This is a genomic window from Kribbella sancticallisti (assembly GCF_039530625.1).
GTDB classification, from domain to species: Bacteria; Actinomycetota; Actinomycetes; order Propionibacteriales; family Kribbellaceae; genus Kribbella; species Kribbella sancticallisti.
Genome location: NZ_BAAAOS010000025.1, coordinates 19366 through 43723, shown reverse-complemented (window position 1 = coordinate 43723; position 24358 = coordinate 19366). Strand labels below are relative to the sequence as shown.

Annotated in this window: 22 protein-coding genes; 11 read left to right on the top strand and 11 right to left on the bottom strand. The window is 68.2% G+C overall.

Annotated elements, in window-relative coordinates:
• Position 1 precedes the first annotated feature (1 nt).
• Genes ABD255_RS20290 through ABD255_RS20280 form a run of 3 tightly spaced genes read left to right on the top strand, consistent with a single transcriptional unit; the run spans position 2 to position 3329 of the window.
• Positions 2-1057, top strand: a complete 1056-nt coding sequence (locus tag ABD255_RS20290; protein ID WP_344216191.1) for an ABC transporter permease — start codon at positions 2-4, stop codon at positions 1055-1057.
• Positions 1054-1857, top strand: coding sequence for an ATP-binding cassette domain-containing protein (locus ABD255_RS20285; protein ID WP_344216189.1), 804 nt, complete (start codon positions 1054-1056; stop codon positions 1855-1857). Before ABD255_RS20290 ends, ABD255_RS20285 begins: the two co-directional genes overlap by 4 nt.
• Positions 1854-3329 carry a glycoside hydrolase family 32 protein gene (locus tag ABD255_RS20280; protein ID WP_344216187.1) on the top strand — a complete coding sequence of 492 codons (1476 nt, stop codon included), beginning with the start codon at positions 1854-1856 and terminating at the stop codon, positions 3327-3329. The genes ABD255_RS20285 and ABD255_RS20280 overlap by 4 nt, the downstream gene beginning before the upstream one ends.
• Positions 3330-3411: 82 nt before the next feature.
• On the opposite strand, the gene ybaK is transcribed toward ABD255_RS20280, so the two are convergent.
• Positions 3412-3903: a Cys-tRNA(Pro) deacylase gene (gene ybaK / locus ABD255_RS20275; RefSeq protein WP_344216185.1), complete on the bottom strand. Its 492-nt coding sequence runs from the start codon at positions 3901-3903 to the stop codon at positions 3412-3414.
• Positions 3890-4582: a helix-turn-helix transcriptional regulator gene (locus tag ABD255_RS20270; RefSeq protein WP_344216184.1), complete on the bottom strand. Its 693-nt coding sequence runs from the start codon at positions 4580-4582 to the stop codon at positions 3890-3892. The genes ybaK and ABD255_RS20270 overlap by 14 nt, the downstream gene beginning before the upstream one ends.
• Positions 4583-4665: 83 nt before the next feature.
• On the opposite strand from ABD255_RS20270, the gene folE reads away from it, so the two are divergent.
• The gene (folE, locus tag ABD255_RS20265) at positions 4666-5385 is read left to right on the top strand and encodes a GTP cyclohydrolase I FolE (RefSeq protein WP_344216182.1); all 720 of its coding nucleotides are present in this window, start codon (positions 4666-4668) and stop codon (positions 5383-5385) included.
• 74 nt (positions 5386-5459) lie between these two features.
• Here the strand turns inward: folE and ABD255_RS20260 are convergent, their stop codons facing one another.
• Positions 5460-5780, bottom strand: a complete 321-nt coding sequence (locus tag ABD255_RS20260) for a hypothetical protein (RefSeq protein ID WP_344216180.1) — start codon at positions 5778-5780, stop codon at positions 5460-5462.
• 289 nt (positions 5781-6069) lie between these two features.
• Between ABD255_RS20260 and ABD255_RS20255 the strand changes: the two genes are divergently transcribed.
• Genes ABD255_RS20255 through ABD255_RS20245 form a run of 3 tightly spaced genes read left to right on the top strand, consistent with a single transcriptional unit; the run spans position 6070 to position 11500 of the window.
• Positions 6070-7650, top strand: coding sequence for a 3' terminal RNA ribose 2'-O-methyltransferase Hen1 (locus ABD255_RS20255; RefSeq protein WP_344216178.1), 1581 nt, complete (start codon positions 6070-6072; stop codon positions 7648-7650).
• A complete protein-coding gene (locus ABD255_RS20250) occupies positions 7651-10176 on the top strand; it encodes a polynucleotide kinase-phosphatase (protein WP_344216176.1) in 2526 nt (841 codons plus the stop codon).
• Between the two features lie 28 nt (positions 10177-10204).
• Positions 10205-11500 (top strand): alpha/beta fold hydrolase, encoded by a 1296-nt coding sequence (locus ABD255_RS20245; RefSeq protein ID WP_344216174.1) that lies wholly within the window; start codon positions 10205-10207, stop codon positions 11498-11500.
• Positions 11501-11545: 45 nt separating this feature from the next.
• Here the strand turns inward: ABD255_RS20245 and ABD255_RS20240 are convergent, their stop codons facing one another.
• Positions 11546-12526, bottom strand: a complete 981-nt coding sequence (locus ABD255_RS20240; RefSeq protein ID WP_344216172.1) for a carbohydrate kinase family protein — start codon at positions 12524-12526, stop codon at positions 11546-11548.
• Between the two features lie 95 nt (positions 12527-12621).
• On the opposite strand from ABD255_RS20240, the gene ABD255_RS20235 reads away from it, so the two are divergent.
• Genes ABD255_RS20235 through ABD255_RS20225 form a run of 3 tightly spaced genes read left to right on the top strand, consistent with a single transcriptional unit; the run spans position 12622 to position 15454 of the window.
• Positions 12622-13263 carry an O-methyltransferase gene (locus ABD255_RS20235; protein WP_344216170.1) on the top strand — a complete coding sequence of 214 codons (642 nt, stop codon included), beginning with the start codon at positions 12622-12624 and terminating at the stop codon, positions 13261-13263.
• Positions 13260-13901 carry an ABC transporter ATP-binding protein gene (locus ABD255_RS20230; protein ID WP_344216168.1) on the top strand — a complete coding sequence of 214 codons (642 nt, stop codon included), beginning with the start codon at positions 13260-13262 and terminating at the stop codon, positions 13899-13901. Before ABD255_RS20235 ends, ABD255_RS20230 begins: the two co-directional genes overlap by 4 nt.
• On the top strand, positions 13898-15454 hold the full coding sequence (locus ABD255_RS20225) for a DUF6297 family protein (protein ID WP_344216166.1): 1557 nt from the start codon (positions 13898-13900) through the stop codon (positions 15452-15454). The genes ABD255_RS20230 and ABD255_RS20225 overlap by 4 nt, the downstream gene beginning before the upstream one ends.
• 19 nt (positions 15455-15473) lie before the next feature.
• Here ABD255_RS20225 and ABD255_RS20220 read toward each other — a convergent pair whose 3' ends face one another.
• Complete coding sequence (locus tag ABD255_RS20220; RefSeq protein ID WP_344216164.1) at positions 15474-15782, bottom strand: nucleoside triphosphate pyrophosphohydrolase family protein; 309 nt, start codon at positions 15780-15782, stop codon at positions 15474-15476.
• A gap of 66 nt (positions 15783-15848) precedes the next feature.
• Between ABD255_RS20220 and ABD255_RS20215 the strand changes: the two genes are divergently transcribed.
• Positions 15849-16754, top strand: coding sequence for a hypothetical protein (locus ABD255_RS20215; RefSeq protein ID WP_344216162.1), 906 nt, complete (start codon positions 15849-15851; stop codon positions 16752-16754).
• Positions 16755-16766: 12 nt separating this feature from the next.
• On the opposite strand, the gene ABD255_RS20210 is transcribed toward ABD255_RS20215, so the two are convergent.
• The 6 genes from ABD255_RS20210 to ABD255_RS20185 form a co-directional block, all read right to left on the bottom strand.
• Complete coding sequence (locus ABD255_RS20210; protein ID WP_344216160.1) at positions 16767-19013, bottom strand: RICIN domain-containing protein; 2247 nt, start codon at positions 19011-19013, stop codon at positions 16767-16769.
• Between the two features lie 265 nt (positions 19014-19278).
• On the bottom strand, positions 19279-20412 hold the full coding sequence (locus ABD255_RS20205; RefSeq protein WP_344216158.1) for a peptidoglycan recognition protein family protein: 1134 nt from the start codon (positions 20410-20412) through the stop codon (positions 19279-19281).
• A 279-nt stretch (positions 20413-20691) separates the two neighbouring features.
• On the bottom strand, positions 20692-21006 hold the full coding sequence (locus tag ABD255_RS20200; protein ID WP_344216156.1) for a hypothetical protein: 315 nt from the start codon (positions 21004-21006) through the stop codon (positions 20692-20694).
• A gap of 2 nt (positions 21007-21008) precedes the next feature.
• Entirely contained in the window at positions 21009-22127 is a 1119-nt protein-coding gene (locus ABD255_RS20195; protein WP_344216154.1) for an LLM class flavin-dependent oxidoreductase, read from the bottom strand.
• 44 nt (positions 22128-22171) lie between these two features.
• Complete coding sequence (locus ABD255_RS20190) at positions 22172-23638, bottom strand: sensor histidine kinase (protein ID WP_344216152.1); 1467 nt, start codon at positions 23636-23638, stop codon at positions 22172-22174.
• Positions 23635-24339 (bottom strand): response regulator transcription factor, encoded by a 705-nt coding sequence (locus tag ABD255_RS20185; protein WP_344216150.1) that lies wholly within the window; start codon positions 24337-24339, stop codon positions 23635-23637. Before ABD255_RS20185 ends, ABD255_RS20190 begins: the two co-directional genes overlap by 4 nt.
• Positions 24340-24358: the final 19 nt, after the last annotated feature.

Genomic DNA, 24358 nt, shown 5'->3' with positions numbered 1-24358 from the left:
GATGAGCGAACCGACCGCCCGTACCGGCCACCCGACCCCACCCGCCTCCGGCGGCTCCTCCTCCACCTCCGCCGCCCGGGCCGGCGGCGCGGTGCGGGGGAGCCGGGCGGCTGAGGCTTTTCTGCATAACCCTGCGCTCGGTCCGCTGGGAGCGTTGGCTGTCGCGATTGTTGTCTTCGGTCTGACCACCAGCACCTTTCTGACCGTCGACAATCTGTCGTTGGTGGTGCAGCAGTCGTTGGTGGTGGCGACGTTGGCACTGGGGCAGACGTTGATCGTGCTGACCGGCGGGATCGACCTGGCCAACGCGGCGATCATGGTGCTCGGGACGATGTTGTTCGCTCGGCTGGTGACCGAGGGGACCACGCCGCCGCTCGCGCTGCTGGCCGGGTTCGCGGTCTGTGCGCTGCTGGGTGCGGTGTCCGGTGGTCTGGTGACCTGGCTGAACCTTCCACCGTTCATCGTCACGCTCGGCATGCTGACCGTAGTACTGGCTTTGGGGCGGCTCTATTCGCAGGGCAACTCCTGGCCGGTGAACGACTCGCTGCTGAACGTGCTCGGTGAGGGCGGATACCTGTTCGGCCAGGTGAAGGTCACGCATGGGATGACGCTGGCCGTGCTGATGTTCGCGATCACCTGGTACGCGTTGACGAAGACTGCCTGGGGCAAGCATGTGTATGCCCTCGGCAACGATCCGGAGGCGGCGCGGCTGACCGGAATCCACGTCGGCAGGACCCGGTTCAGCGTCTACCTGATCGCCGGCGTGATCTACGCGTTCGCCGCCTGGCAGGCGCTCGGCCGGATCCCGAACGCGGACCCGAACGCCTTCCAAACCGGCAACCTGGACAGCATCACCGCCGTGGTGATCGGCGGCACCAGCCTGTTCGGTGGCCGGGGCAGCGTCATCGGGACAGTGGTCGGCGCGCTGATCGTCGCAGTACTGCGCAGCGGTCTCACCCAGGCAGGTATCGACAGCCTCTACCAGGACGTCGCGACCGGCGTACTGGTGATCGCTGCCGTCGCCTTCGATCAACTCGCCCGCCGGAGGTCCCGATGACACCGCCCGCACTCCAAGCCCGCGGCCTGGTCAAACGGTACGGCCGGGTGACCGCGATCGACGGCGCCGACTTCGACCTGTACGCCGGTGAGGTGCTCGCCGTGGTCGGTGACAACGGCGCCGGCAAGTCGAGCCTGATCAAGGCCTTGTCGGGCGCGCTGGTCCCGGACGCGGGCACGGTGATGCTCGACGGCAAGGCGACCCGCTTCCACTCGCCGCTGGAAGCACGCCAGGCGGGGATCGAGACAGTGCACCAGACCCTCGCACTGGCCCCGGCGATGGACATCGCGACCAACCTCTTCCTCGGCCGCGAGTTGCGCAGATCCGGCCCGGCGGGTTCGGTCTTCCGGCTCCTCGACCGGCGAGAGATGCGCAAGCAGGCGCAGCGGCAACTGGATGCCCTCGGCATCGAAACCGTCCAGCACATCGGGCAGATCGTGGAGACCTTGTCCGGTGGTCAGCGTCAGGCTGTAGCGGTCGCCCGGGCGGCCATGTTCGGCAGCCGGCTGGTGATCATGGACGAACCGACCGCCGCGCTCGGGGTGAAGGAGTCCCGGCTGGTGCTCGACCTGATCCGCCGGATCCGGGACCGCGGCCTTCCGGTGGTGCTGATCAGTCACGACATGCCGCAGGTGTTCGAGTTGGCTGATCGCATCCACGTGCACCGGCTCGGGCGTCGCGTCGGCGTGGTCAGCCCGGCCGACGCCTCGATGAGTCAGGTTGTCTCGCTGATGACCGGCGCCCTGCGAATCGGCGACGAAGGCGCGCCACCGGACCTGGCGTTGAAGGACGACGGATGATCAGATCGTTGGTGATGGCATTGACCTTGGCGGGAGTGTTGGGCGTGCAGGACACCGCAGTTGTCGAGTACCCGGAGTTTCCCTATCCGGTGACCAACTACCAGGAGGACAACCGAGGCCAGTTCCACTTCAGTTCGCGCGGCGGCTGGATGAACGACGTGAACGCGCCGCTCTACTACCGCGGCGTGTATCACCTCTACTACCAGCACAACCCGCACGGACTGGTCTGGGACACCATGCACTGGGGTCACGCGACGAGTACTGACCTCGTGCACTGGCAGCAGAAGCCGATCGCGCTCGAACCGGGCGTTCACCCGGGCGATCTCTGGTCCGGCGGCGGAGTCGTCGACACCGGCAACGTCACCGGTCTGAAGACGGGCGACCACGACCCGATCGTCGTGTACTCCGGGACGAACGGCGTGACCGTGTTCTACAGCCTCGACGGCGGCAACACCTTCATATCGTTCGCGGACGGCAAGAAGGTGGTGACGCCGAGGGCGAAGACCAGCCGGGATCCGAAGGTGTTCTGGGATCCGGGTTCGAAGCGCTGGGGCATGGTCGTCTGGTCCGACCAGGGCGGCAACGGCGTCGACTTCTACACCTCGTCGAACCTGCTCGACTGGTCGTTCGCCTCGCGCTACCAGGCCGACTGGCTCTTCGAGTGCCCGGACATGGTCAGGATGCCGCTGGACGGCGGCCATCAGTGGGTACTGAGCGATGCCGGCGGCAAGTATGTGGTCGGCGACTTCGACGGTACGGCGTTCACATCCTCCTGGACCGGTCCGCAGAAGATCAACCAGACCGAGACCCGCGCCGGCGGCAGCTACTACGCGGCATTGACGTTCACGAATCTGCCGACCGACAGGATCGTGTCGATGGCGTGGCAGGGTGGCAACGAAGGCACGATCTGGACCGGCAACGCGACCTTCCCGGTCGAGCAACGGCTGAAGAACACGCCTGCCGGGCCACGGGTGGTGAGCACGCCGATCCCTGAGATCGCGACCGCGCGGGTGTCCACCCAGATTTGGGAGAACCGGACCCTGGATAGTCGGAGCGCTCGGCAACTGCTGGCCGGAGTACGGGCGGATACCTACGAGATCGAGGCGACGGTCGACGTCCGCGAGGCGACGCGCTTCGGATTTCGGCTGCACACGAGCCCGGACGGCTGGTCCGACCGTGACGTCGTCTACGACGCCGCATCGGCCACGCTCGACGGTACTGCGCTCAACCCCGACCGCGGCAAGGTGAAGCTGAGGATCCTGGTGGATCGGGGCCAGTTGGAGGTGTTCGGCAACGACGGCGAGGTCTACCAGAGCCACAACGTGAACTTCGACAGTCTCCCCGGCGGCGACGGCGTCGAGTTGTTCGTCGACGGAAAGATCCGGCTGGAGTCGCTGACGATCCACGAGCTCGGCTCGATCTGGAAGGCAGCCGGTCCGCCGACGCTGATCACGAACATCCCTGGTCCCTGATATCCAGCCAGTGGCAGCGGACGGATATGGCCGGCCTGAACGTCTTCCGTGGTACCGGTGCCTTCCAGAACCTGACGTTGAGCTAGCGGGCGATCGCCGCGGTCCGAGCGGAGGTGACGGCGATCAGGTCGCCGGGGGACAGGCCCAGGTCGAGACCCCGGCGGCCACCGGACACATAGACCGTCTCGTACTCCGTGGCGGTGGCATCCACGACCGTCGGCAGCGGGCGCTTCTGGCCGATCGGGCTGATGCCGCCGACCACGTAGCCGGTGATCCGCTCGGCCGCCGCCGGGTCGGCCATCACGGCCTTCTTGCCGCCGAGCGCGGCCGCGACCGCCTTCAGATCGAGTTGCTTGTCAACCGGCACCACACCGACCGAAAGCTTGCCGTCCACCTCGACCAGCAGGGTCTTGAACACCTGCTGGGGGTTCAGGCCCAACGCCTCGGCAGCTTCCAGACCATACGACTTCGCCGCCTGGTCGTGCTCGTACGCGTGCGTGCTGAACTCGACGCCCGCTTTAGCCAGGGCCACGGTCGCCGGCGTGCCCTGCCCACCCTGTTTAGCCTTCGCCACCCTCAGACCCTATTCGGGTCAGGCGGACGCAGCAGTGCGGGGGTTGCGGGTCGAGCTCGGCAAGCAGTCCGGTGTCGCCGAGGCCTGTGAGCACGCCGCCGACGAGGCGCAGGTTCATGGTGCAGACGAGGTCGGTGTAGTCCTTCGCGAGCGCGTGGAACGGGCAGTTGATCAGGTCGATGCCGAGGTCGTGCTCCCGGGGCTCGAAGCCGTGCGACTCGAGGACCCGGGTGAGCGGAGTCCTCGGCTCGCTGCGAGCCGCGCGACCGACCGCTTCGCCGTACTTGCCGGCTCGTCGCTCCAGCGCCTGGCGGGGGGAGTCGCCGGTGGACTCGGCGTCCTCGAGGGCGGCGGCGAGGAGTCGGCCGGCGACGTCGTACTGGCGTTCGGGGAAGGAGACCTCGATCTCGCGGTCCGAGCGGCGGTAGAGCTTGGCCGGGCGACCCGCCCCAGGCCCGCTCCGACCGGTACGACGCTCGAACACGACCTCGAGCAGGCCCTCGTCAGCCAGTTTGTCCAGGTGGAACGCGGCGGTGGTGCGGGGGACTCCCAGGGCCTCGGCTGCGTCGTCGCGGCTGACCGGTGTGGGCTGAGCGACGACATGGTCGTAGAGCCGCCGCCGGGTCGGTTCATCGAGGGCGGCGACGGCCTGCACGCGGGCGTCCACCGATTTGTCCACGAATCGATTCTACCGCCAACTTTGGTTGACGAAAGAGATAAGGTGGTTGCCAGGTCAATGTTCTCGACGCTGGAGGCGCGCAGATGACCACGTTCCGATCAGAGTTGGACACCGCGGACCTGCGCGACCTGGGGCCTGAGCGGGAGTTGGAGCCGGTGCGGGAGTTGGGGCCGGTGCGGGAGAGGGGCGCGGAGCGCGAGCCGGCGGCCGGGCGGAGCGTGCCGCTGCACATCGTCGGCGGGCGGCCGGAGATCAATCTGGTCGCGGCGCGGAAGGCGGTGGCCGACCTGCTGGTGGCGCTCGGCCGCGATCCGCACAGCGAGCACCTGGCGGAGACGCCGCGCCGGGTCGCCGACGCGTACGCCGAGATGCTGACGCCCCGTGAGTTCGACCTGACCACGTTCCCGAACGACGAGGGGTACGACGAGCTCGTGCTGGCCCGGAGCATCCCGGTGCAGTCGCTGTGCGAGCACCACATGCTGCCGTTCGAAGGCGTCGCGCATGTCGGGTATCTGCCGGGTGCGCGGATCCTCGGGTTGTCGAAGCTGGCCCGCGTGGTGGAGTTGTTCGCGCGCGATCTGCAGGTCCAGGAGCGGCTGACCAAGCAGGTCGCCGACTGGCTGCAGGACCACCTCGCTCCGAAGGGCGTGGGCGTGGTGATCGAGGCCGAGCACCAGTGCATGTCGCTGCGTGGTGTTCGTGCGGCTGGATCCCGCACGGTCACCTCGGCCCTGAAGGGCGTGCTGCGCGAGAACCCCGGCTCACGGCAGGAGTTCTTCGCCCTCACCGGAATCGGCGCCTGACGGAGCACCCGCCCAACGGAGTACGCGCCTGACGGAGTACGGCTCGGCCGCAGTGCCGGCTGGCGCAGTACGGGTCAGGCGGTGGCTACCGCCGGTGGGTGGTGGGTGTGCCGGCCGGTGGCGAGGATGTGAGCGACTTCGCCGGGCAGCAGGTCGGTGCCTGGGACCGGCTCCATCTCCGAGACGTCGAGCCAGCGGACGACGGTCGCGCCGCAGTGGCCGTGGACGGCGAGGATGGAGTCGAGGTCCGGCCAGACCGCTGTCGAGGGGTTCTGGCCGTGCCAGCGCAGCGCCACCGAGCCATCGGTGAAGACGCATCCTTCGGCGACCGTGCCGGTGCCGGAGACTCCGCTGACATCTGCGTACCGGACGAGTTCGAATGTCTGGGGTTTCACCGGCGGACCTCTTCGGTGCGCGCGGTGTGTGGTTGGCCTGAGGGAGTAGCCATGGTCCTTTCCCCGGAGTCGGCGTGGTTCAGGGCATTCGCCACAAACCGGGGACCGGTACGGACTGTCAGCGGGGAAGGACGGTCTGTAGCGACTCATTCACTGCAAATCAAGGTAGAACCAACCGGCCGGACACGCCAGAGGTCGCCCCGCGTGTCTCAGTCTTCGATCGATCCACCCCGGTCAGCTTCTGACAAATGAGGCGGTGATCGGACGGCCGGCGTGATCGAATACGGAGGTGTTCCTGACGATCGCCACCCGCTCGATTGGCCCAGACGTCCCCGCGACGGACCTCGGGTTCCTGCTGCACAAGAATCCGGCGCGACCGCAGTTCCTGGAGGTCGCGGGCGGGACAGCGCATGTGGTGTATCCGGAAGCGACTCCCGAACGCTGTATCGCGGCCGTCCTGCTGGAGGTCGACCCGATCGCGCTCGTGCGCTCCGCGCGGGGTCGGGGCGGCGAGGGTTTCACGCTGGGGCAGTACGTCAACGACCGCCCGTACGCCGCGTCCAGCCTGCTCGCGGTCGCGCTCGGCAAGCTGTTCCGTACCGCCATGAACGGCCGCTGCGACGCCCGCGCCGAGCTCGCCGCTCGGGCTCTCCCTCTGGAGATCCACGTCCCGGCGCTGCCGTGCAGAGGTGGTTCCGCGCTCGCCGAACAACTGTTCGCGCCGCTTGGCTGGACCGTGGACGCCCGCCCGGTACCGCTGGACCCGGAGATCCCCGAGTGGGGCGATTCGCGGTACGTCGATCTGCGCCTGCAGGGCGAACTCCGGCTGGCTGACGCGCTGAACCACCTCTACGTGCTGCTGCCGGTCCTCGACGACGCCAAGCACTACTGGGTCGGTTCGGACGAGATCGAGAAGCTGATCCGCGCCGGCGAGGGCTGGCTAGGCGCCCATCCGGACAAACAGCTGATCTCCCACCGCTACCTGGCCCACCGCCGCAACCTCACCGACACCGCCCTGGAACGCCTGACCGAGGCAGACGGCGAACTCCTCGAAGGGGACGCCCTCACAGAATTCGGCGAAGACCTCATGCCGCCCCCGCCAGCCTCCGGCAGCGCCTCGCCTGGAGCGGGCTCCGGCTTGGGCGCCGGGCAAGAACCCAGCACCAGCGCGGGCTTCGGGACGGCCTCATCTGAAGCGGTCGGCCCCGGCGAAGCCGGGTGTGGAGCCGACGGCGGCTCAGCCTCCTCCTTCCAGCCGCTCTCGCTTGCCGCGCAGCGGCGGGCGAGCGTTCTCGAAGTGTTGCGGGAAGTGGGTGGGCGGCGGGTTGGGGATCTGGGGTGTGGGGAAGGGATGCTGGTTGCGGAGTTGCTGAAGGACGGGCGGTACGACGAGGTGGTCGCCACCGACGTATCGGCTCGGGCGTTGACGTATGCCGAGCGGCGGCTGCACGTCAATGAAATGTCCGACCGGCAGCGCGAGCGGCTTCGGCTGTTCCAGTCGTCCGTCACGTACGCCGACGCGCGCTTGGCCGGCCTCGACGCCGCAGTACTGATGGAGGTGGTCGAGCACGTCGACCCGCCTCGTCTGCCTGCTCTGGCCAAGGCGGTGTTCGGGTCGGCACGTCCGGGAGCAGTCGTCGTCACGACGCCCAACTCGGAGTACAACGTGCGGTTCGAGAAGCTCGCGGCGGGCGCCTTCCGGCACCCCGATCACCGGTTCGAATGGACCCGGTCGGAGTTCCAGGACTGGGCCTACTCGGTCTGCCGGACCTACGGATACTCCGTCGAGTTCCGCCCGGTAGGACCGGACGACCCCGAGGTAGGGCCGCCGACCCAGCTCGCCCTGTTCAGGTTGAAGGAGGCGAGCTGAATGGCACAGATCGACGTACCGGCGCTCAGCCTCGTCGTACTGGTCGGAGTGAGTGGTTCGGGCAAGTCCACCTTCGCCCGCAAGCACTTCCTCGGCACCGAGGTGATCTCCAGCGACTTCTGCCGTGGGCTGGTGTCGGACGACGAGAACGACCAGGCCGCCACCAAGGACGCGTTCGAGGTACTGCACTTCATCGCGGGCAAGCGGCTCGCAGCCGGGCGGCTGACCGTGATCGACGCGACCAACGTGCAGCCCGAGGCGCGCAAGGAACTGATCGCCCTGGCTCGGGAACACGACGTGTTGCCGGTGGCAATCGTCCTGAATCCGCCGGAGCAGGTCTGCGTCCAGCGGAACGAGCAGCGCACGGACCGGCAGTTCGGCAAGCAGGTGATCGCCCGGCAGCGGTCACAGCTGCGACGTGGACTGAAAAGCCTCAAGCGGGAGGGTTTCCGCGGCGTCCATGTGCTGACCGGGGTCGACGAGATCGAGGCCGCGACCATCGAGCGGACTCGCCTGTTCAACGACCTGACCGACCAGACCGGCCCGTTCGACATCGTCGGCGACATCCACGGCTGCCGCGCCGAGCTCGAGGAACTGCTGACCTCGCTGGACTACACGATCACCCGGGACGCCGAGGGCCGTGCCGTGGACGCCGAGCACCCGTCGCGCCGGGCGATTTTCGTCGGCGACCTGGTCGACCGCGGCCCGGACACCCCCGGCGTACTGCGGCTCGTGATGGGGATGGTTGCCGCCGGCCACGCGTACTGCGTGACGGGCAACCACGAGGACAAGCTGCTCCGTTCGATGCGCGGCAAGAAGGTGCGGATCAACCACGGCCTGGCCGAGTCCCTGGAGCAGCTCGAAGCCGAGTCGGCGGAGTTCCGGGCCGAGGTCGCGACGTTCATCGACGGGCTGATCTCGCACTACGTCTTCGACGACGGCAACCTGGTCGTCTCGCACGCGGGCCTGGTCGAGCGCATGCATGGCCGGACGTCGGGCCGGGTCCGCTCGTTCTGCCTGTACGGCGAGACCACCGGCGAGACCGACGAGTTCGGCCTGCCGATCCGGTATCCGTGGGCGAACGAGTACCGCGGCCGCGCGATGGTTGTCTACGGGCACACCCCGACGCCGGAGCCGGAGTGGATCAACAACACGATCTGCCTCGACACCGGCTGCGTGTTCGGTGGCTCGCTGACCGCGCTTCGCTATCCCGAGCGCGAACTGGTCGCGGTCGAGGCGGCCAAGCAGTACTACAAGCCCACGAAGCCGCTGCACGTTCCGGCCGCTCCTGAGCGCGAGCCCGATGTCCTCGACATCACCGACGTGATTGGGCGCCGAGTGATCGAGACGACGACACACGGCTGGATCAGCGTGCGAGCCGAGCAGGCTGGGGCGGCCCTCGAGGTGATGAGCCGGTTCGCGGTCGACCCGCGATTCCTGCTCTACCTGCCGCCGACGATGAGCCCGGTGGCGACGTCACCGGAGCCAGGTCTGCTGGAGCACCCGACGCAGGCGTTCGAGGCGTACCAGGCGCAGGGAGTCACCGAGTTGGTGTGCGAGGAGAAGCACATGGGCTCGCGGGCCGTAGTACTGCTGACTCGGGAGGACGAGGTCGCGGAGAAGCGGTTCGGGCTGGCCGGGCGGGGAGCTGTTCATACCCGGACCGGGCGGTCGTTCTTCGGCGAGGCTCTGACCGACGAGTTGCTGCTCGGACTGCGGGAGGTGGCCGTGGCGGCCGGGCTGTTCGAGGAGTTCGGCACGTCGTGGCTGCTGTTCGATGCCGAGCTGCTGCCGTGGAGCGCGAAGGCCGGCGACCTGCTCCGCAACCAGTACGCCGCTGTCGGTGCGGCAGCTCGATCGTCCTTGCCTGCAGCAACCGCAGCACTGGAATCCGCTCTGGCAGCAGGGCTTGACGTGGGGGACATGCTCGCGCGGACCAAGCGCCGTACGGTGAATGCCGAGTTGTTCAGTGCGGCCTACCGGCGCTACTGCTGGCCGACCGAAGGGCTTGAGGGAGTGCGCCTGGCCCCGTTCCAGCTGCTTGCCTCGGAGGGAGCGACGTACCAGGAGAAGCCGCACGCCTGGCACCTCGAGCTTGCGGATCGGATGGTTGCCGCAGGCCCCTCGTTGATCACTCCCACCCGACGCCTGGCGGTGGATGCCTCCTCGTGGCAGGAGGGGATCTCCTGGTGGGAGGAGCTGACCGAGGCCGGCGGCGAGGGCATGGTGGTGAAGCCGGCGGCCAACCTGGTGCGGACGGCGAAGGGTTTGGCCCAACCAGGGTTGAAGGTTCGCGGGCAGGAGTACCTGCGAATCATCTACGGACCCGACTACACCGAGCCGGAGAACTTCGACCGCCTGCGCGACCGGAAGCTCGGGCACAAGCGGTCGCTGGCACTCCGCGAGTACGCGGTCGGCCTCGAGGCGCTGGAGCGTGCTGCCCGCGGTGAGCCGCTCTGGCGGATCCACGAATGCGTGTTCGCCGTGCTCGCGCTCGAATCCGAGCCGGTCGATCCCCGCCTCTAACGCGCAACAGACAACGGATGAGGAGCAGATGACCAGCTACACGATTCCCGGCATGCACGTCCGCGAGCACACGGTCGACGTACCGCTGAACTGGTGGGACGACGCCGACCCGCGGCGGCTCACCGTCTTCGCACGCGAGTTGGTGGACCCGATGCGCAAGGACGAGGACCTGCCCTGCCTGCTGTTCCTGCAGGGTGGACCGGGCGGGAAGTCGCCGCGGCCGATCGATACCTCCGGTTGGATCGGCCAAGCCCTGAAGACCTACCGCGTAGTGCTCATCGATCAGCGCGGCACCGGTCGCAGTACTCGGGTCGACGGGCGGCGGATGAATTCCTTCGACACGGCCGAGGAAGCGGCGGCCTACCTGGCGTGCTTCCGGGCCGACTCGATCGTGGCCGACGCCGAGCACCTCCGCACCACGGTCTTCGGTGGCGAGAAGTGGTCGACGCTGGGGCAGAGCTTCGGCGGCTTCATCACCCTCACCTATCTTTCGCAGGCGCCCGAAGGACTGACGGCCTGTTACGTCACCGGTGGTCTGCCCTCCGTCACGCCGGCCGCGGCCGAGGTCTACCGGCGGACGTATCCGCGGGTCGAGGCGAAGAACCGCGAGTTCTACCGCCGGTATCCGCACAACGTCGACCGGGTCGCGGCGATCGCCGATCGGCTGGCAGCCGGTGACGTCCGGCTGCCCGACGGTGATCAGTTGACCGTACGGCGGTTTCAGTCGCTCGGCATCGACTTCGGGATGAAGCCGGGTTACGAGCGGATCCACTGGCTCATCGACGAGGCGTTCGCGGGCGACGAACTGTCCGACACGTTCCTCAGCCAGGTGATGGCGTTGAGCTCGTACAGCGACGGTCCGTTGTTCGCGGCGTTGCAGGAGGCTTGCTACGGATCGGGTGACGGCGCGACGGGTTGGGCGGCGGAGCGGGAGCGAGCGAAGCATCCGCAGTTCGCGGAGACCGCCCGGCCGCTCCTGTTCACCGGCGAGATGATCTACCCCTGGATGTTCGAGGAGATCCGCGTACTCCGGCCCTTCCGGGCTGCCGTCGAACTGCTCGCGACGCGCTCGTCGTGGAGCCAGTTGTTCGACCTGGACCGGCTGGCCGCCAACGAAGTACCGGTTGCCGCGGCGGTGTACTTCGACGACATGTACGTCGATTCGGGCCTTCAGTTGGAGACAGCCGGCCGGGTCGGGAACGTCCAGGCGTGGGTGACGAACGAGTACGAGCACGACGGGCTTCGGATGTCCGACGGGGTGTTCCCCCACCTGACCGACCTGGTCCGCTCGGTCGGCGGCGGAGTCCGACCTAGGTCTTCTTGAGCAGACCCTGGAGGCAGGCCGACGAAACGGCGTCGGGCAGTCGGCTCAGCCGAGCTTCAGCGTGGTGGCCGCGGTGGCGGAGGCATCTGCGCCGTACGCCGAAGCAAGGCGCTCCAGGAACGCGGGGCGGTCGAGCGAGTACTCCTGGGTGCCGACCGTCTCGAGGACGGTGGTCGCCAGGGTGCAGCCGACCTGGGCCGCGGCCTCGTGGTCCAGGCCGGCGGCGCGGCCGGTGAGGTAGCCGGCCCGGAAGGCGTCGCCGCCACCGGTCGGGTCGACCAGACCAGGCGTCGCCACAGCGGGAACCTTCGCCAGGATGCCACCCGCGTTCTCGATCACGACGCCGTCGCCGCCGTGGGTGGTCACCCGCACCCCGACCCGGCTGAGGATCTCGTCGTGGCTCCAGCCGGTCTTCTGAACCATCAGGCCCGACTCGTACTCGTTGCTGAACAGGTAGGTGGCGCCGTCGATCAGCTCGCGGATCTGCTCGCCGTCCATCCGGGCGAGTTGCTGCGACGGGTCAGCGGCGACGTCGATCCCGTTCGCCTTGGCGAGCGCGGTGTGGCGCAGCATGCCGTCCGGGTCGTCCGCGCCGATCAGCACCAGGTCGAGGCCACCCGTGGCGGAGTGGATCGCGCCGAGATCGAGCTCGCGGGCCTCGGCCATCGCGCCGGTGTAGAACGAGGCGATCTGGTTGGCGTCGAGGTCCGTCGTACAGGTGAAACGGGCGGTGTGCAGGTTGTCACAGATCCGCACGTGCGAGATGTCGACCCCGGCGGCCTCCAGCGCGGCGCCGTAGTCGGTGAAGTCGGAGCCGACCGAGCCGACCAGCAGCGAGGGCTGGCCGAGCTGAGCCATCCCGTAGCAAATGTTGGCGCCGACCCCGCCGCGGTGGACGACCAGTTCGTCGACCAGGAACGACAGCGACACCTTGTGCATCTGCTCCTCGAGGAACTGGTCCTTGAAGCGTCCGGGGAACGTCATCAGGATGTCGGTCGCGATCGAACCGGCCACGGCGATGCGCATACGTTGGTCTCCTCGGAGGGGTGGGTGTCGAGCGGCAGGACAACCCGTAGAGACTACAGGCGACAGGACGACGACACAGAGGACGGCGGGATTCGATGGGCTCTCAGGTTCAGGTCACCGACGAACTGCACGATTACATGGTCGCTCACGGGATGCCGCTGGACGAGATCGCCCAGGACCTGGTCACCGAGACCCAGGCCTTGGGCGGCGTGTCCGAGATGCTGACCACGGCCGACCAGGCGGCGCTGCTGACCACGCTGACCCGGCTGATCTCGGCCCGGCGCGCCGTCGAGATCGGCACCTTCACCGGCTTCTCGGCGCTGGCGATCTCCCGCGGGCTGCCCGACGACGGCGAGCTGATCTGCCTGGATGTCAGCGACGAGTGGACCTCGATCGGCCGCCGGTACTGGGAGCGGGCCGGCGTGGCGGGCAAGATCGACCTGCGGATCGGCGACGCGCACGACTCCGCCGCGAAGCTCGAGGGCGAGTTCGACCTGGCCTTCGTGGACGCGGAGAAGCCGGGGTACATCGACTACTTCGAGCAGTTGGTGCCGAAGATCCGGGCGAACGGCCTGCTGCTGTTCGACAACACGCTGGCCGGCGGCCGGGTGGTCGGGAAGCACGCGCAGGATCCGGTCGACCGCAAGGAGTTCAACGCGCACATCGCCGCGGACGAGCGCGTCGACGTGGTCATCCTCGGCATCGGCGACGGGTTGACGCTGGTCCGCAAGCGATGACGACGGCCGAGCCCCGGCTGGCCGTCCAGGGCCTTCGGCACCTGTACGCCGAGCGCCCGGTGATCGAGGACCTCACCTTCACCCTGCGGGCCGGCCGGGCGATCGCCCTGGTCGGCCCGAACGGCGCGGGCAAGACCACCGTGCTGAAGTGCATCGTGGGCTCGGCCGAGCCGGCGGCCGGCCAGATCCTGCTGGACGGGGTACCGATCGACGAGCGGGTCGAGGTGGTCCGGCGTGATGTCGCCTCGTTGCTCGACGACCTGGACTTCTTCCCGGACCTGACCGTCGCCGAGCACCTCGATCTGCTGGCCCGCGCGCACGGCAACCCAGAGCCGGAGGACCTCGTCGACACCCTCCTCGACGACATCGGTCTGCTCGCGGCCGCAGAGCAACTGCCCGGGTCGCTCTCGTCGGGTCAGCGCCGCCGCCTCGCGCTGGCGACGACGCTGGTCCGGCCGCGGAAGCTGCTGGTCCTCGACGAGCCGGAGCAGCGCCTCGACACCGACGGCGTCGCCTGGCTGGCCGAGCGGCTGCAGGCGGAGAAGCAGGCCGGTACGTCGATCCTGTTCGCGAGCCACGACAAGGAACTGGTGGACGCCGTCGCCGACGAGACCGTGGCTCTGGCTCCGCTGCCATGAGCTCAGCATCTGACGGTCCGGTCGTCTACGACCCGGCTGACTTCGGCGCGATCCCCAAGTCGAAGGACTTGCGCCGCTGGATGCGCAAGGTCCGGCGAGGCAAGGCGGATCGCACGTTCTGGCAGCAGTTCGAGGACATCTACCTGATCGTCTTCGCGTTGGCGATGCTCGGCGCGACCGGCGGCAACGTGCTCCTCAACCTGAACGACAAGAGCGCCTCCTGTACTGCGGCCTCCTGCGGCTGGTTGCTCGACACCGTGCCGTTCATCCTCGTCCCGCTGCTCGTTTCCGGCATGCTCCGGGTGCTCCTGAGCATCGGGCCGGTCTCAGCCTCCCGGGCGACCGGCTTCTGGCTGCTGGCGACGCCCGTGGATCGCGCGTCGCTCCTGCGGCCGTCGTACCGGCTGGTGATGGTGGGTGCCGCTGTGGTCGGGGCCCTAGCCGCAGTGGTCGGCTGGGCCCTCTTCGGCGCCGCCTGGTCCACCGTCGGCGAGGCAGCCGTGCTCACTACGGTGCTGCTGATCTGCACTGCTTGCGTGACCGTCTGGGCTCAGCAGTCGGCCAACCGTTCACGGTGGACCCTGCGGGTCGCCGACGGTTTGCTCTTGCTCGCGGTCGTGCCTGCGCTTCTGTTGGCTGTCCGGCCGAAGGAGGAGGCGGACGCCCTGGGCTATGCGACCATCAGCCTTGGGCTGAGCGAGGTGCCTGCTGAGCCGGTGCTGAGTCCCGCTCAGATCAGGCTGCTGATCCTGAGCTGCGTCGCCCTGCTCATTGCTCTGGCGCTAGTTGTCATCACCTCCCAGCTACTCGACAAGCTCAGCCGGCAGAGCGTTGTGGCTGGGGGAGATCTGCTTGCCGGGCTGGCTGGTGCAGCGATCACGCTGGATGTGAGCTTGCTGGCTGACGTCGTGTCCGGGCGTCACTGGCGGCTGGTGGGACGGGCGAGGTCCCGCCGCGGTCGTGGCGCGCGTGGAGTCGCCCTGATTCACCGGGAGTTCCTGCGGATCCTGCGCTGGCCGCGGCGACTGGTGATCGGCTTCGCCCTGCTGGTAGTCCCGTACGCCGTCGCCGGCACCGGGTACGACGTACTGGTTCCGATCGCGGCTGGCCTGGCCGGCTTCATCGCGGTGCGGCCGCTGATGGACGGGTTGCGCTCGGTGTGCCGGTCTGTGGGACTCGTCCGGGCGCTTGGCATGGATCTACGCGAGCTGCGGGTGCTGATGGCCGTAGTACCGGGTGGGTTTGCGGTGGTGTGGGCTGCACTGGCCGAACCGGCTCTGGAGAGTCCGGCGGTGGCTGTGGCGGTCGCGGCCGGGATGCTGACAGGCGCAGTACGGCAGGCTTCGGCGCGGCCGCCGACGTATGACGGACCGCTGGTGGCCTCTCCGATGGGCGCGATCCCGCCAGGGCTGTTCTCGACGCCCATGCGCGGCTTCGACCTGCTCCTGATCTGCCTGGCGCCGGTGCTGCTCGGCTTGAGCGACACCTGGGTGCTGGTGATTCCTGCGGTGGTCTGCATGATCATGTTCGCGGTGAAGCCGAAGCAAGCCTGAGGCTTGCGGGTGCTAGAGCTCAGCTGTCCTCATGCGACAGCCACTTACGCTCGATCTCCCGCTGGAGATCGACCTCGAAGTGGCGCGCGAGCAGCAGCAGTTGGCAGAACACATCCGCAAACTCGAGCTGAAACGCGTCCCGAATCTCCTCGGCGGTCTTTCCCTTGCTCCGCGCCCGCCCGGTCACCTGCAGATAAGCCTGCGTCAGCTCCCCGACTTCCTCCTGAAGCTTCAGCAGGAACCAGTCCCCATCCCGCTCGATCCCCAGATACTCCCCATACCTGGCCGACAACTTCTCCACCCGCTCCGCCAACTCCGTGATCTCCACTGGGCTACTTAATCAGCTGGCGCCGACAGGGTGACCTCGGGCGGGGTCGGTGGGCAGAATCGGGGGATGGAGTCTGGTGTGAAGTGGTTGCTGGAGTCTGAGGAGCCGGCGGTTCGGGGGATGGTGCGGCGGGACTTGCTGGGGGAGGAGTTCGGGGAGGACGTGTTGGAGGGGGCCAACGTGCGGGCGTTGTTGGAGGCGCCTGCGACCAAGCACCCGTACAGCAAGTGGACTGGGGCGCACTGGCGGATTGTGTCGATGGTGGAGCTGGAGGTGCCTGCAGGAGAGCCGCGTGCAGTTAGAGCGGCGGAGCAGGTGCTGGACACGATGACCAGGTCCCGGGAGTACGGCGTACCGGTGGTGAACGGGCTGGCGCGGCGTTGTGGGTCTATTGAGGGGAACGCGCTGGCGGCGTGCTCGCTGCTCGGGCTGGCTGAGGATCCGCGGACGCAGGGGATGGCCGAAGGGTTGCTGGAGTGGCAGTGGCCTGACGGCGGCTGGAACTGCGACAAGAGGCCCGAGGCACACAGGTCGTCCTTCCACGAGACACACGCGGCCGCTTGGGGGCTGCACGAGTACTGGCGGGCTACGGGCGACACGGCGGCCCGCGACGCCGCAGTACGGGCTGGGGAGTTGTTCCTGGAGCACCGGGTGTTCCGCCGGCTCAGTGATGGTGCAGTGATCGACAAGAGGTGGCTGCTGCCCAAGTACCCGCCGTACTGGCACTACGACATCCTCCAAGCCCTCCTGGTGCTGTCCCGGATCGGCTTGGCGAAGGATCCCCGAGCAGCGGACGCCCTGGACGAGTTGGAGCGACGGCGCCTGCCGGACGGTCGGTGGAAGGTGGGCTCGCCGTGGTGGCGACCTATGGGCGGCAACAGTTCCCAGGAGGTGGTCGACTGGGGCCGCTCCGGGCCGAACGAGATGGCCACCCTCAACGCCCTGCGGATCCTGAAGGCCGCAGGGCGCTGAAGGCTTCGGCCGTTAGGGGTAGTTCACCCACTGAGCGACGTTGGTGCTCGAGTTGGACGGACCACCGGTGTTGTTGATGACGTGCGCGATGGTGCCCGTGCCGCCGAGTGACACCGTCACCATGTTGTGGAACCTCACACCCGCCTTGTTCGGTACTTCGAACGCCCGCTCCGCGACCACGCCCGGGTTGACGTTGAAGAAGCAGTAGCTGCCCAACCCCCACGCCTCGTGTGTGGTGACCGAATCAGCGACCTTGTACGCCGCGTAGCCGCGGGTAGACCCGTTCATCCAGGCCGCCTGGTTCGGCGGGTCGTACGGCATCTCGTTCTGGTAGAAGTACGTCCTGCCGCCGTTGCCGTTCCAGATCGTCTGGTACTTCTGGTAGTGCTCCACGAACAACCCGTACGCCGTGACGTTGTCGCCGTTCACCACCAACCCCGTGTCAGCGGTGTTCACGTTCCAGCCGACGCCGTCGCGGTGGTCACCCCGCCACAACCAGGCGTGGTCGAGGATCACGTTGTCGCTGTTGATCCGCAGCGTCTCGGTCGCCTTGCCGACGGCCGAACCACCGATCCGGAAGTACACGTCGTGCAGCGAGGTCGGGTTCGCCGAGTGGTTCGCCGACGACCCGGTCGGGCCGAGCTCCATCAGCAGCGGCGAGTTCGTCGGCGCGGCGTCGATCAGCAGCCCGGCGATCTTCACCCCGTCCACGTCCGCGACCGAGATCGACGTGGTGCCGTTGGTCGGCATCAGCGTCGCCAGGCCGAGGCCGAGCACGACGGTGTTGGGCCGGGTGATCCGCAGCGAGTCGCTGAGCTTGAACACGCCCGGCGTGAACAGCAGGTCCTTGCCGGCGGCAAGTTGCGCGTTGATCGTCGCGGCGGTCGCGCCGGGCTTCACGATGTAGAACTGGCTGATCGGCAGCGACTCACCCGCCGGGTTGCCGTTGGTCCAGCCCGGCCCGGCCGAGTTCGCCTTCAAGGCCGGCACGAACACCTTGTAGTTGCCAGCGGCATCGATGTGGAGGTATGGCTTCTCCCGGATGATCGGGGTCTGCGCGACCTTCGTGTACGGCGGGTTCGGGAAGGTGCCGGCCGGAGCGTTCTGCGCGCCGACGAACACCATGTTCCAGTTCTGCCCGGTCCAGCTGCCCCAGTTGGTGTTCCGGGACAACCACTGCTGCTGGCTGCCGGACCGGACCTGGCCGTCGACCAGGGTGTCGGCCATGAAGCCGCCGCTGGCCCAGCCGCCGTCGTCGAGCGCGAGGTTGCCGCGCAGATGCATCCGCCGGTACGCCGACGCCTGGCTCACGGCCCAGCGGTCGAGTCCGCCGGGCGGGTTGACGGTGAGACCCTCGGCTCCGCGCCAGAAGTTGTGGGTCGCGTTCTGCGGCGGGAACCAGTCGGCCTCGACGTGCACGGCGCCGTTGATGGTGACGCTGCCCGGGGTCAGGCCGAGCCCGGCGACCTGGGTGAAGAAGCCGATGTTCGCGCTGACGTTGTAGGTGCCCGGCTTGAAGAGCAACGCGTGCCGCTGTTCGCCGTACTGGTTGGTCTCCTGCTGGCTGAAGACGGAGTTCAGCTTGCTCTGGATGGTGCTGGCCGGCATCGACGGGTCGAAGATCGCCACGTTCGGGCCGAGGTCGGGCTGACCCACGGGCGGGTCGGTCGGGGGAGTGCCGTCCACTGGGTTGATCCTGAACGATTGGGCAGCAGTGCCGTTGCACGTGTACTGCTGGAGTTGGACGCCGTCCGCGGTCGAGGCGGCCGGGACGTCCAGGCACTTGCCGCTGTGGCGGTTGACGAGGTGGTAGGCGCCGTCGGCCTCCTCGACCGGCAGCCACTGCTGGTTGTTGCCGTTGCCGAAGGTCCACAACTGGATCGGGGCGCTGTCGGCGGTGGAGACGTTGGTGACGTCGAGGACCTGGGCCGCGTTGTTCAGCGCGTTGACCCGGACGTAGCCGCCCGAGGTCGGCTGGAACTGCCACTGCTGCGCGGTGGTGCTGTTGCAGGTCTGCTGCTGGACGGCCGTTCCGTTCGCGGTGGCGGCGGCGCGGGCGTCGACGCACTTGGCGCTGTTCTTGCTCACCACGGTGTTCCACCCGGTCGGCGAGATCGCGGCGCTCGCGTCGCTGGACGCGGTCACAGTCAACGCGGTACCGGCCACCGCGGCCACCAGAGCCGTGGCGATCGCGATGAACCGCCGCCGGCGTGGGGGCGCCGCGGGCGGGGGGCGGAGTGGGGCGACTCCTGGAGTCATCTGACTCTCCTCTGAACTTGTGCAGGGGGCGGGAATGCGCATTCAAAGCCGCGAACCCAAGGAAAGCCAACTTCCCTACTTAATTCAAGAGTCAGACAAAGGGGGTCGAGGTTCCGGAACCGCTTCCGTACTCCGGCGGCGCCTGGCTGCCGTCAGTCGAACCAGCTGAAGACGATGTCGCCGAGGCCACTCCGAGCCACAGCCTCGACGCGGCGGCGTCGGGCTGCGGCAGCGTAGTACGGGGCGGGAGTGGCAGTGGGGAGCGTCAGTTGCCCGGCTTCGCCTCGGCGGGTTCGCTCGGGATGGCGTTGTCCCCGGCCTCGCCTGGCTCGCCCGGGATCGCGTGGTCCCCGGTCTCGCTTGGCTCGCTCTGTTCGGACGGCTCGCTCGGTTCAGTTGGCTCGGCCGGCTCAGCTTGCTCGCTCGGCTCGCTCGGGGCCGGGTCGGTTTGATCCGTGGGGTCCTCGGGGAGGGGTGGGAACGGCGGGAGGTCGTCGAGGTCGACCGGATCGGTAGGTCCGCCCGGCCCTGTCGGCTCCGTCGGTCCGTTGGGGTCCGTCGGCCCGTTCTCCGTCGGCTCGTTGGGGTCCGGCGGTTCAGTCGGTTCGGTCGGATCGGCCGGATCGACCGGGTCGGTCGGTTCGGTCGGCTCCTGGCCGGGGCGCGGCGGCTCGGTGGCCCAGACGGCGGCGGCGGCGCGGGCGGCATCGGCGGCGTCGGTCTGGCGTTCCCACTCCTGCATACCGAGGGTGTACCGCTGCACGATCCGCTCGACCTCCGGCGCCATCTGCCGCTTCAGCCAGACGGCGTAGGCCTGCGTACGGGCCTCGATGAAGTTCTTCAGTTCCTGCATCTGGGCGGGCGTCATCTCGTCCTCCGGTGAGCTGTTCGGGGTGAAGTCCCCACGTGCGAGCGCCGCGCGGGCGGCGGGTCCTGGGCAGTCGGTGCCGTCGGGCCGGACGGCGGAGTGCGGCCGGATCGCCAGGCCGCGCGGGTAGAACCGGCGGAAGTCGGCGACGACGCCCCGGACCGTGGCCTTCATCGCGCTGGTCGGTTGCTCACCCGTGACGAGCACCAGCAGGATCGCGCCGTACTTCCGGTTGAGATCCGTGTTGCCGTTGGCGCCGGACTGGGTTCGCAGTCCACGCAGGGTCCACGCACGCCCCGCCTGGTCGACCGCCACCTGGTAGGCGATGTCGGACCAGCCGCGCGAGTCCATGTGGTACGCCTGCCAACCGCGCAGCGCCGACGCGACGGCTGCCCGCGTGTGGATCGGCCTGGTCGTCCCGGTCCCGGGCCAGTGGATCACCGTGCCCAGCACCCGGGATGCGACCAGTTGCCCCGGACCGGAACTGGGCGCGCGAGCACCCCACGCGGAGCGCGGCAGATAGACAACCATCGGGACTCCTTACAACTGGGCGGCGAGTCCCACCTCTCCGGCAACAGGGAGTGGCGGATCCCCTACTTTCGGTGATTTCCACCATAGCCCCCAGTCCAAACCCCTCACCCCGGATCCACCCCAGAAGCCCCGAGGAACCTACCGACAACCACCCCTCCGAGTCGAGTTGCTGCCGAGCGGCCGTTACGACGGTGAGGAACCTCGGGTATGGACAGCTCGATGGATACGGAGATCTCGACTACTTAAGTGGCGCCAGGCATCGAGACCGGAGCGGTGTACTCAAGACCGCTTGCCGAGCCCGGGTGCTCCGCCTCCGACGATGTGGCGAACTCCTCCGGCAGGACCCTGTCTCGTCCGGCTGCCCTTCGCTCGACTCCTAGCCAGTTCAAGTGGGTCGAGAATTCTCGGCTTCGTCAGAATCTTGGCTAGGCGGCGTCCGAGGTCGCGATGCTTGTGTTGAAGCAAGAGCAACTCGTCATTCTCAAGAGGTGTGATCGTCTTGGCGCGCGCCTTCTTGGTGAGGGTCTTGATTCGTCGTCCGATCTCGGTTCGCTCAGCCTGAATTTTCTCGACCTGCCGCAGTTTCTTCGCCACCGTCACATCATCATGTCTGAACGGACCTGCAGATCAAGTGGGGCAAGGCTTGGCGCGGCTCGATCCGGGGCCACTAGCGGAAGCAATGAGTTGCCGATTCGGGTGAGCTCGTCGCGGTATGGGGTGTCGGAGAGGATGAAGTGGGTTATGCCGAGGTCCTGGTACTTGCGGAGGGACTTGGCTACGTCTTCTGGGGAGCCGACGAGCCAGGTGGTGCCGGCGCCGCCGCCTCCGTACTTGCCGGGGGCGGTGTAGAGGTTGTCGTCGAGGACGTCGCCTCGTTCTGCCAGGTCGAGTAGGCGTTGCTGGCCGGCTGCCCGGAAGCGGCGGGGGTCTCGGTGGTCGGCGTCGTGGGCCATGCTTTCCACCTTGGCCTCGGCGTCGGCCCACGCCTGCTCGGTGGTGTCGCGGACGAGGGTGGTGATCCGCAGGCCGTATTCGAGCGGCGCGTGTTCGCGGCCGAGTTCGGCGGTCAGGCCCTGCAGGCGGTCGATGCGCTCGGCGATGCCGTCGAGTGGTTCGCCCCAGAAGAGTTGGACGTCGGCATCGGTGGCGGCGACCCGCTCAGCCGCGGGAGACGCGCCCCCGAAGTACAGGCGTGGGTGCGGCCGCCCTTCCCGTACTACGGGTCGAGTGCTGACGGTCGATCCGGCGACGGAGAAGTAGTCGCCGGTGAAGGTGATGTCCTCCTCGGTCCACAGCCGGCGTACCAACTGCAGGAACTCCTTGGTCCGGGCATACCGCTGGGCCTGGTCCCCCTCGCTGTCCCCGTACGCCGCCAGGTTGTCCCGGCCGGACACGATGTTGATCAGCAGTCGCCCACTACTGAGTTGGTCGAGCGTGGTCGCCGCCGACGCGAAGTGCGCGGGATGCCAGTAGCCAGGCCGGATCGCCACCAGGGGCTGGAACGTCGTGGTCCGCGCCGCGAGCGCCGTCGCCACCGTGAAGGTGTCTGGACGTCCCCAACCCGTCCCGAGCAACGCCCCACCCCAGCCATGCTCCTCGGTCAACCGGGCCAGTTCGGTCAGCCGCTCGAGGCTGTTGTGACCGACCCGCGTGTCGTCGCCGCGGTGACCAGGCTCAACCTGGTTCGGGATGTACCAGAGGAACTCGAGGCTCATGCCAAGAAGTCTATTCCAATGAATTTACTCGACTTATCCTTGTCTCAGTCACTGGCGAGCAGAGGTAAGGTCAAACGGAAGCACGCGCCCTGGCCGAGTGCGGTCTCGAGTTCGACGGCTCCGCCGTGGGCCTCTGTCAGGGAACGGGCGATGGCCAGGCCGAGGCCCGCGTTGGCGCCGCCGGAGCGGTCTCGGGAGCGGTCGGCCCGGTAGAACCTGTCGAAGACCCGGCTCGCCTGGTCGGCGGTCATGCCGGGGCCCTGGTCGGCGATTTCGAGGACGGCCCGGCCTCCCGAGGTGCCGACGCCGATGCGGACCGGAGTACCGGGCGGTGTGTGGGCCACGGCGTTGCCGACGAGGTTGGTGACGACCTGGCGCAGGCGCGCTTCGTCGCCGTACACGGGTGCCGGTCCCGGCGGGCCGCCGCTGGGACCGGTGAGATCGACCGGTCGAGTGGGGTCGAGGGCGCGTAAGTCGTGGCGAGCGTCGTTGGCGAGCGTGCGCAGGTCCATCGGGGCCGGTTCGAGTTGCGCGCCGGGCGCCTCGTCGAGCTGGGCGAGAAGCAGCAGATCCTCGGTCAGAGCAGCGAGCCGGGTCGCCTCGCGCTCGATGCGATGCATGGTCGCGTCGACGTCGGCGCGCTCGGGCAGGGCGCCCATCCGGTACAGCTCGGTGGAGCCTTTGATGCCGAACAGCGGAGTACGCAGTTCGTGGCTGACGTCGGAGACGAAGCTCCGCATCCGGGCCTCGGACGCCGCGCGGTCCGCGAAGGCGCGCTCCAACTGGCCCAGCATCGTGTTCAACGAAGCCGACAGTCGGCCGATTTCCGTCGTGGCCGGGGCCAGTTCGGGGACGCGGCGGGACAGGTCGCCTGCCGCGATGGAAGTAGCCGTGTGCTCGATCCTGCGCAGCGGCCGCAACCCCGCGTTGATGGCGAACCAGCCGACCCCGGTGAGTGCGGCCAGCAGGACCGCACCGGCGATCAGGCTGCTCGTCCTGACCCGGGCGACGGTCGCGTCGGCCTCGGCGAACGAGCCGGCGAGCACCAACCTGCCGTCCTGCTGAGGACGCTGCAAGGACACAGCCCGCCATTGGCCGGAGCCGTCAGCAGCCGGAATCGAGAGCACGGAACCATCGGGCTCGGCCCGCCGCATGTCCTCGACTGCAGGCAGCCGCCCGACCGGCGTGCGCGGTGAGTGGACCTCGGTCGTGACGTTGCCCTGAGCATCGAAGAACAGGAAGTACGGGCTGCCGAACAGGTCGAGGCCGGCCGCCAGGCGCTGCGCATCCACCTCGCCCGGCGTTGTGGTCGGCCCGGACTTGATCGGCCCGGGTGCCAGCGCCAGAAGCCCTCCGACGGATCGCAGCTCGGAGTCCATCCGATGCTGCAGATGACTCTGCAGAAGGCTCGCGACGACCGTGCTCCCCGCTCCGAGCCCGACCACCAGCAACGCGAGCGTGATCAGCAGCAACCGCAGACGCAGCGAGAGCCGCTGCAGCAGTCTTCTCATCGACGCGGCTCCCGCATCACATAGCCCACCCCGTGGACCGTGTGAATCAGCTTGGGCTCAGCGGTGTCCGTCTTGCGGCGCAGATAGGAGATATACGTGTCGACGATGCTCGCGTCGCCGCCGAAGTCGTAGTCCCAGACCCGATCCAAAATCTGCACCTTGGATACGACCTGCCCGGCGTTCTGCATCAGGTAACGCAGCAAGCGGAACTCGGTGGGGGACAGCCGCACGACCTGCCCCGCCCGAGTCACCTGATGCCCATCCGGATCGAGTTCCAGTTCGCCGACGGTCAACAGCCCCAGCGGCGACCCCGACGTGCGGCGCAAGATCGCTCGGATCCGAGCGATGAGCTCTTCCAGATCGAACGGCTTCGTGACGTAGTCGTCGGCGCCGAGGGAGAGGCCGGTCACCTTGTCGGCCTGCCGGTCCCGAGCCGTCAGGAACAGCACCGGTACCGGCCCGTCGCCGCGACGCTGTTCGCGCAGTCGCCGTACGACCTCGAAACCGTCCACGTCGGGGAGCATGACGTCGAGCAGGACCAGGTCGGGCTGTTGGCGGGTGGCGGCGTCGACCGCTTCGGCTCCGGTGGCGACCGACGTCACGGAGAACCCGGCGAAGCGCAGAGTCGCGGACAGCAGTTCCCGGACGGTGGCCTCGTCATCCACCACGAGCAGACGCTCACCGGCAAGCTCACTCGTCATCCTCTGGCCTGCCGTTCCC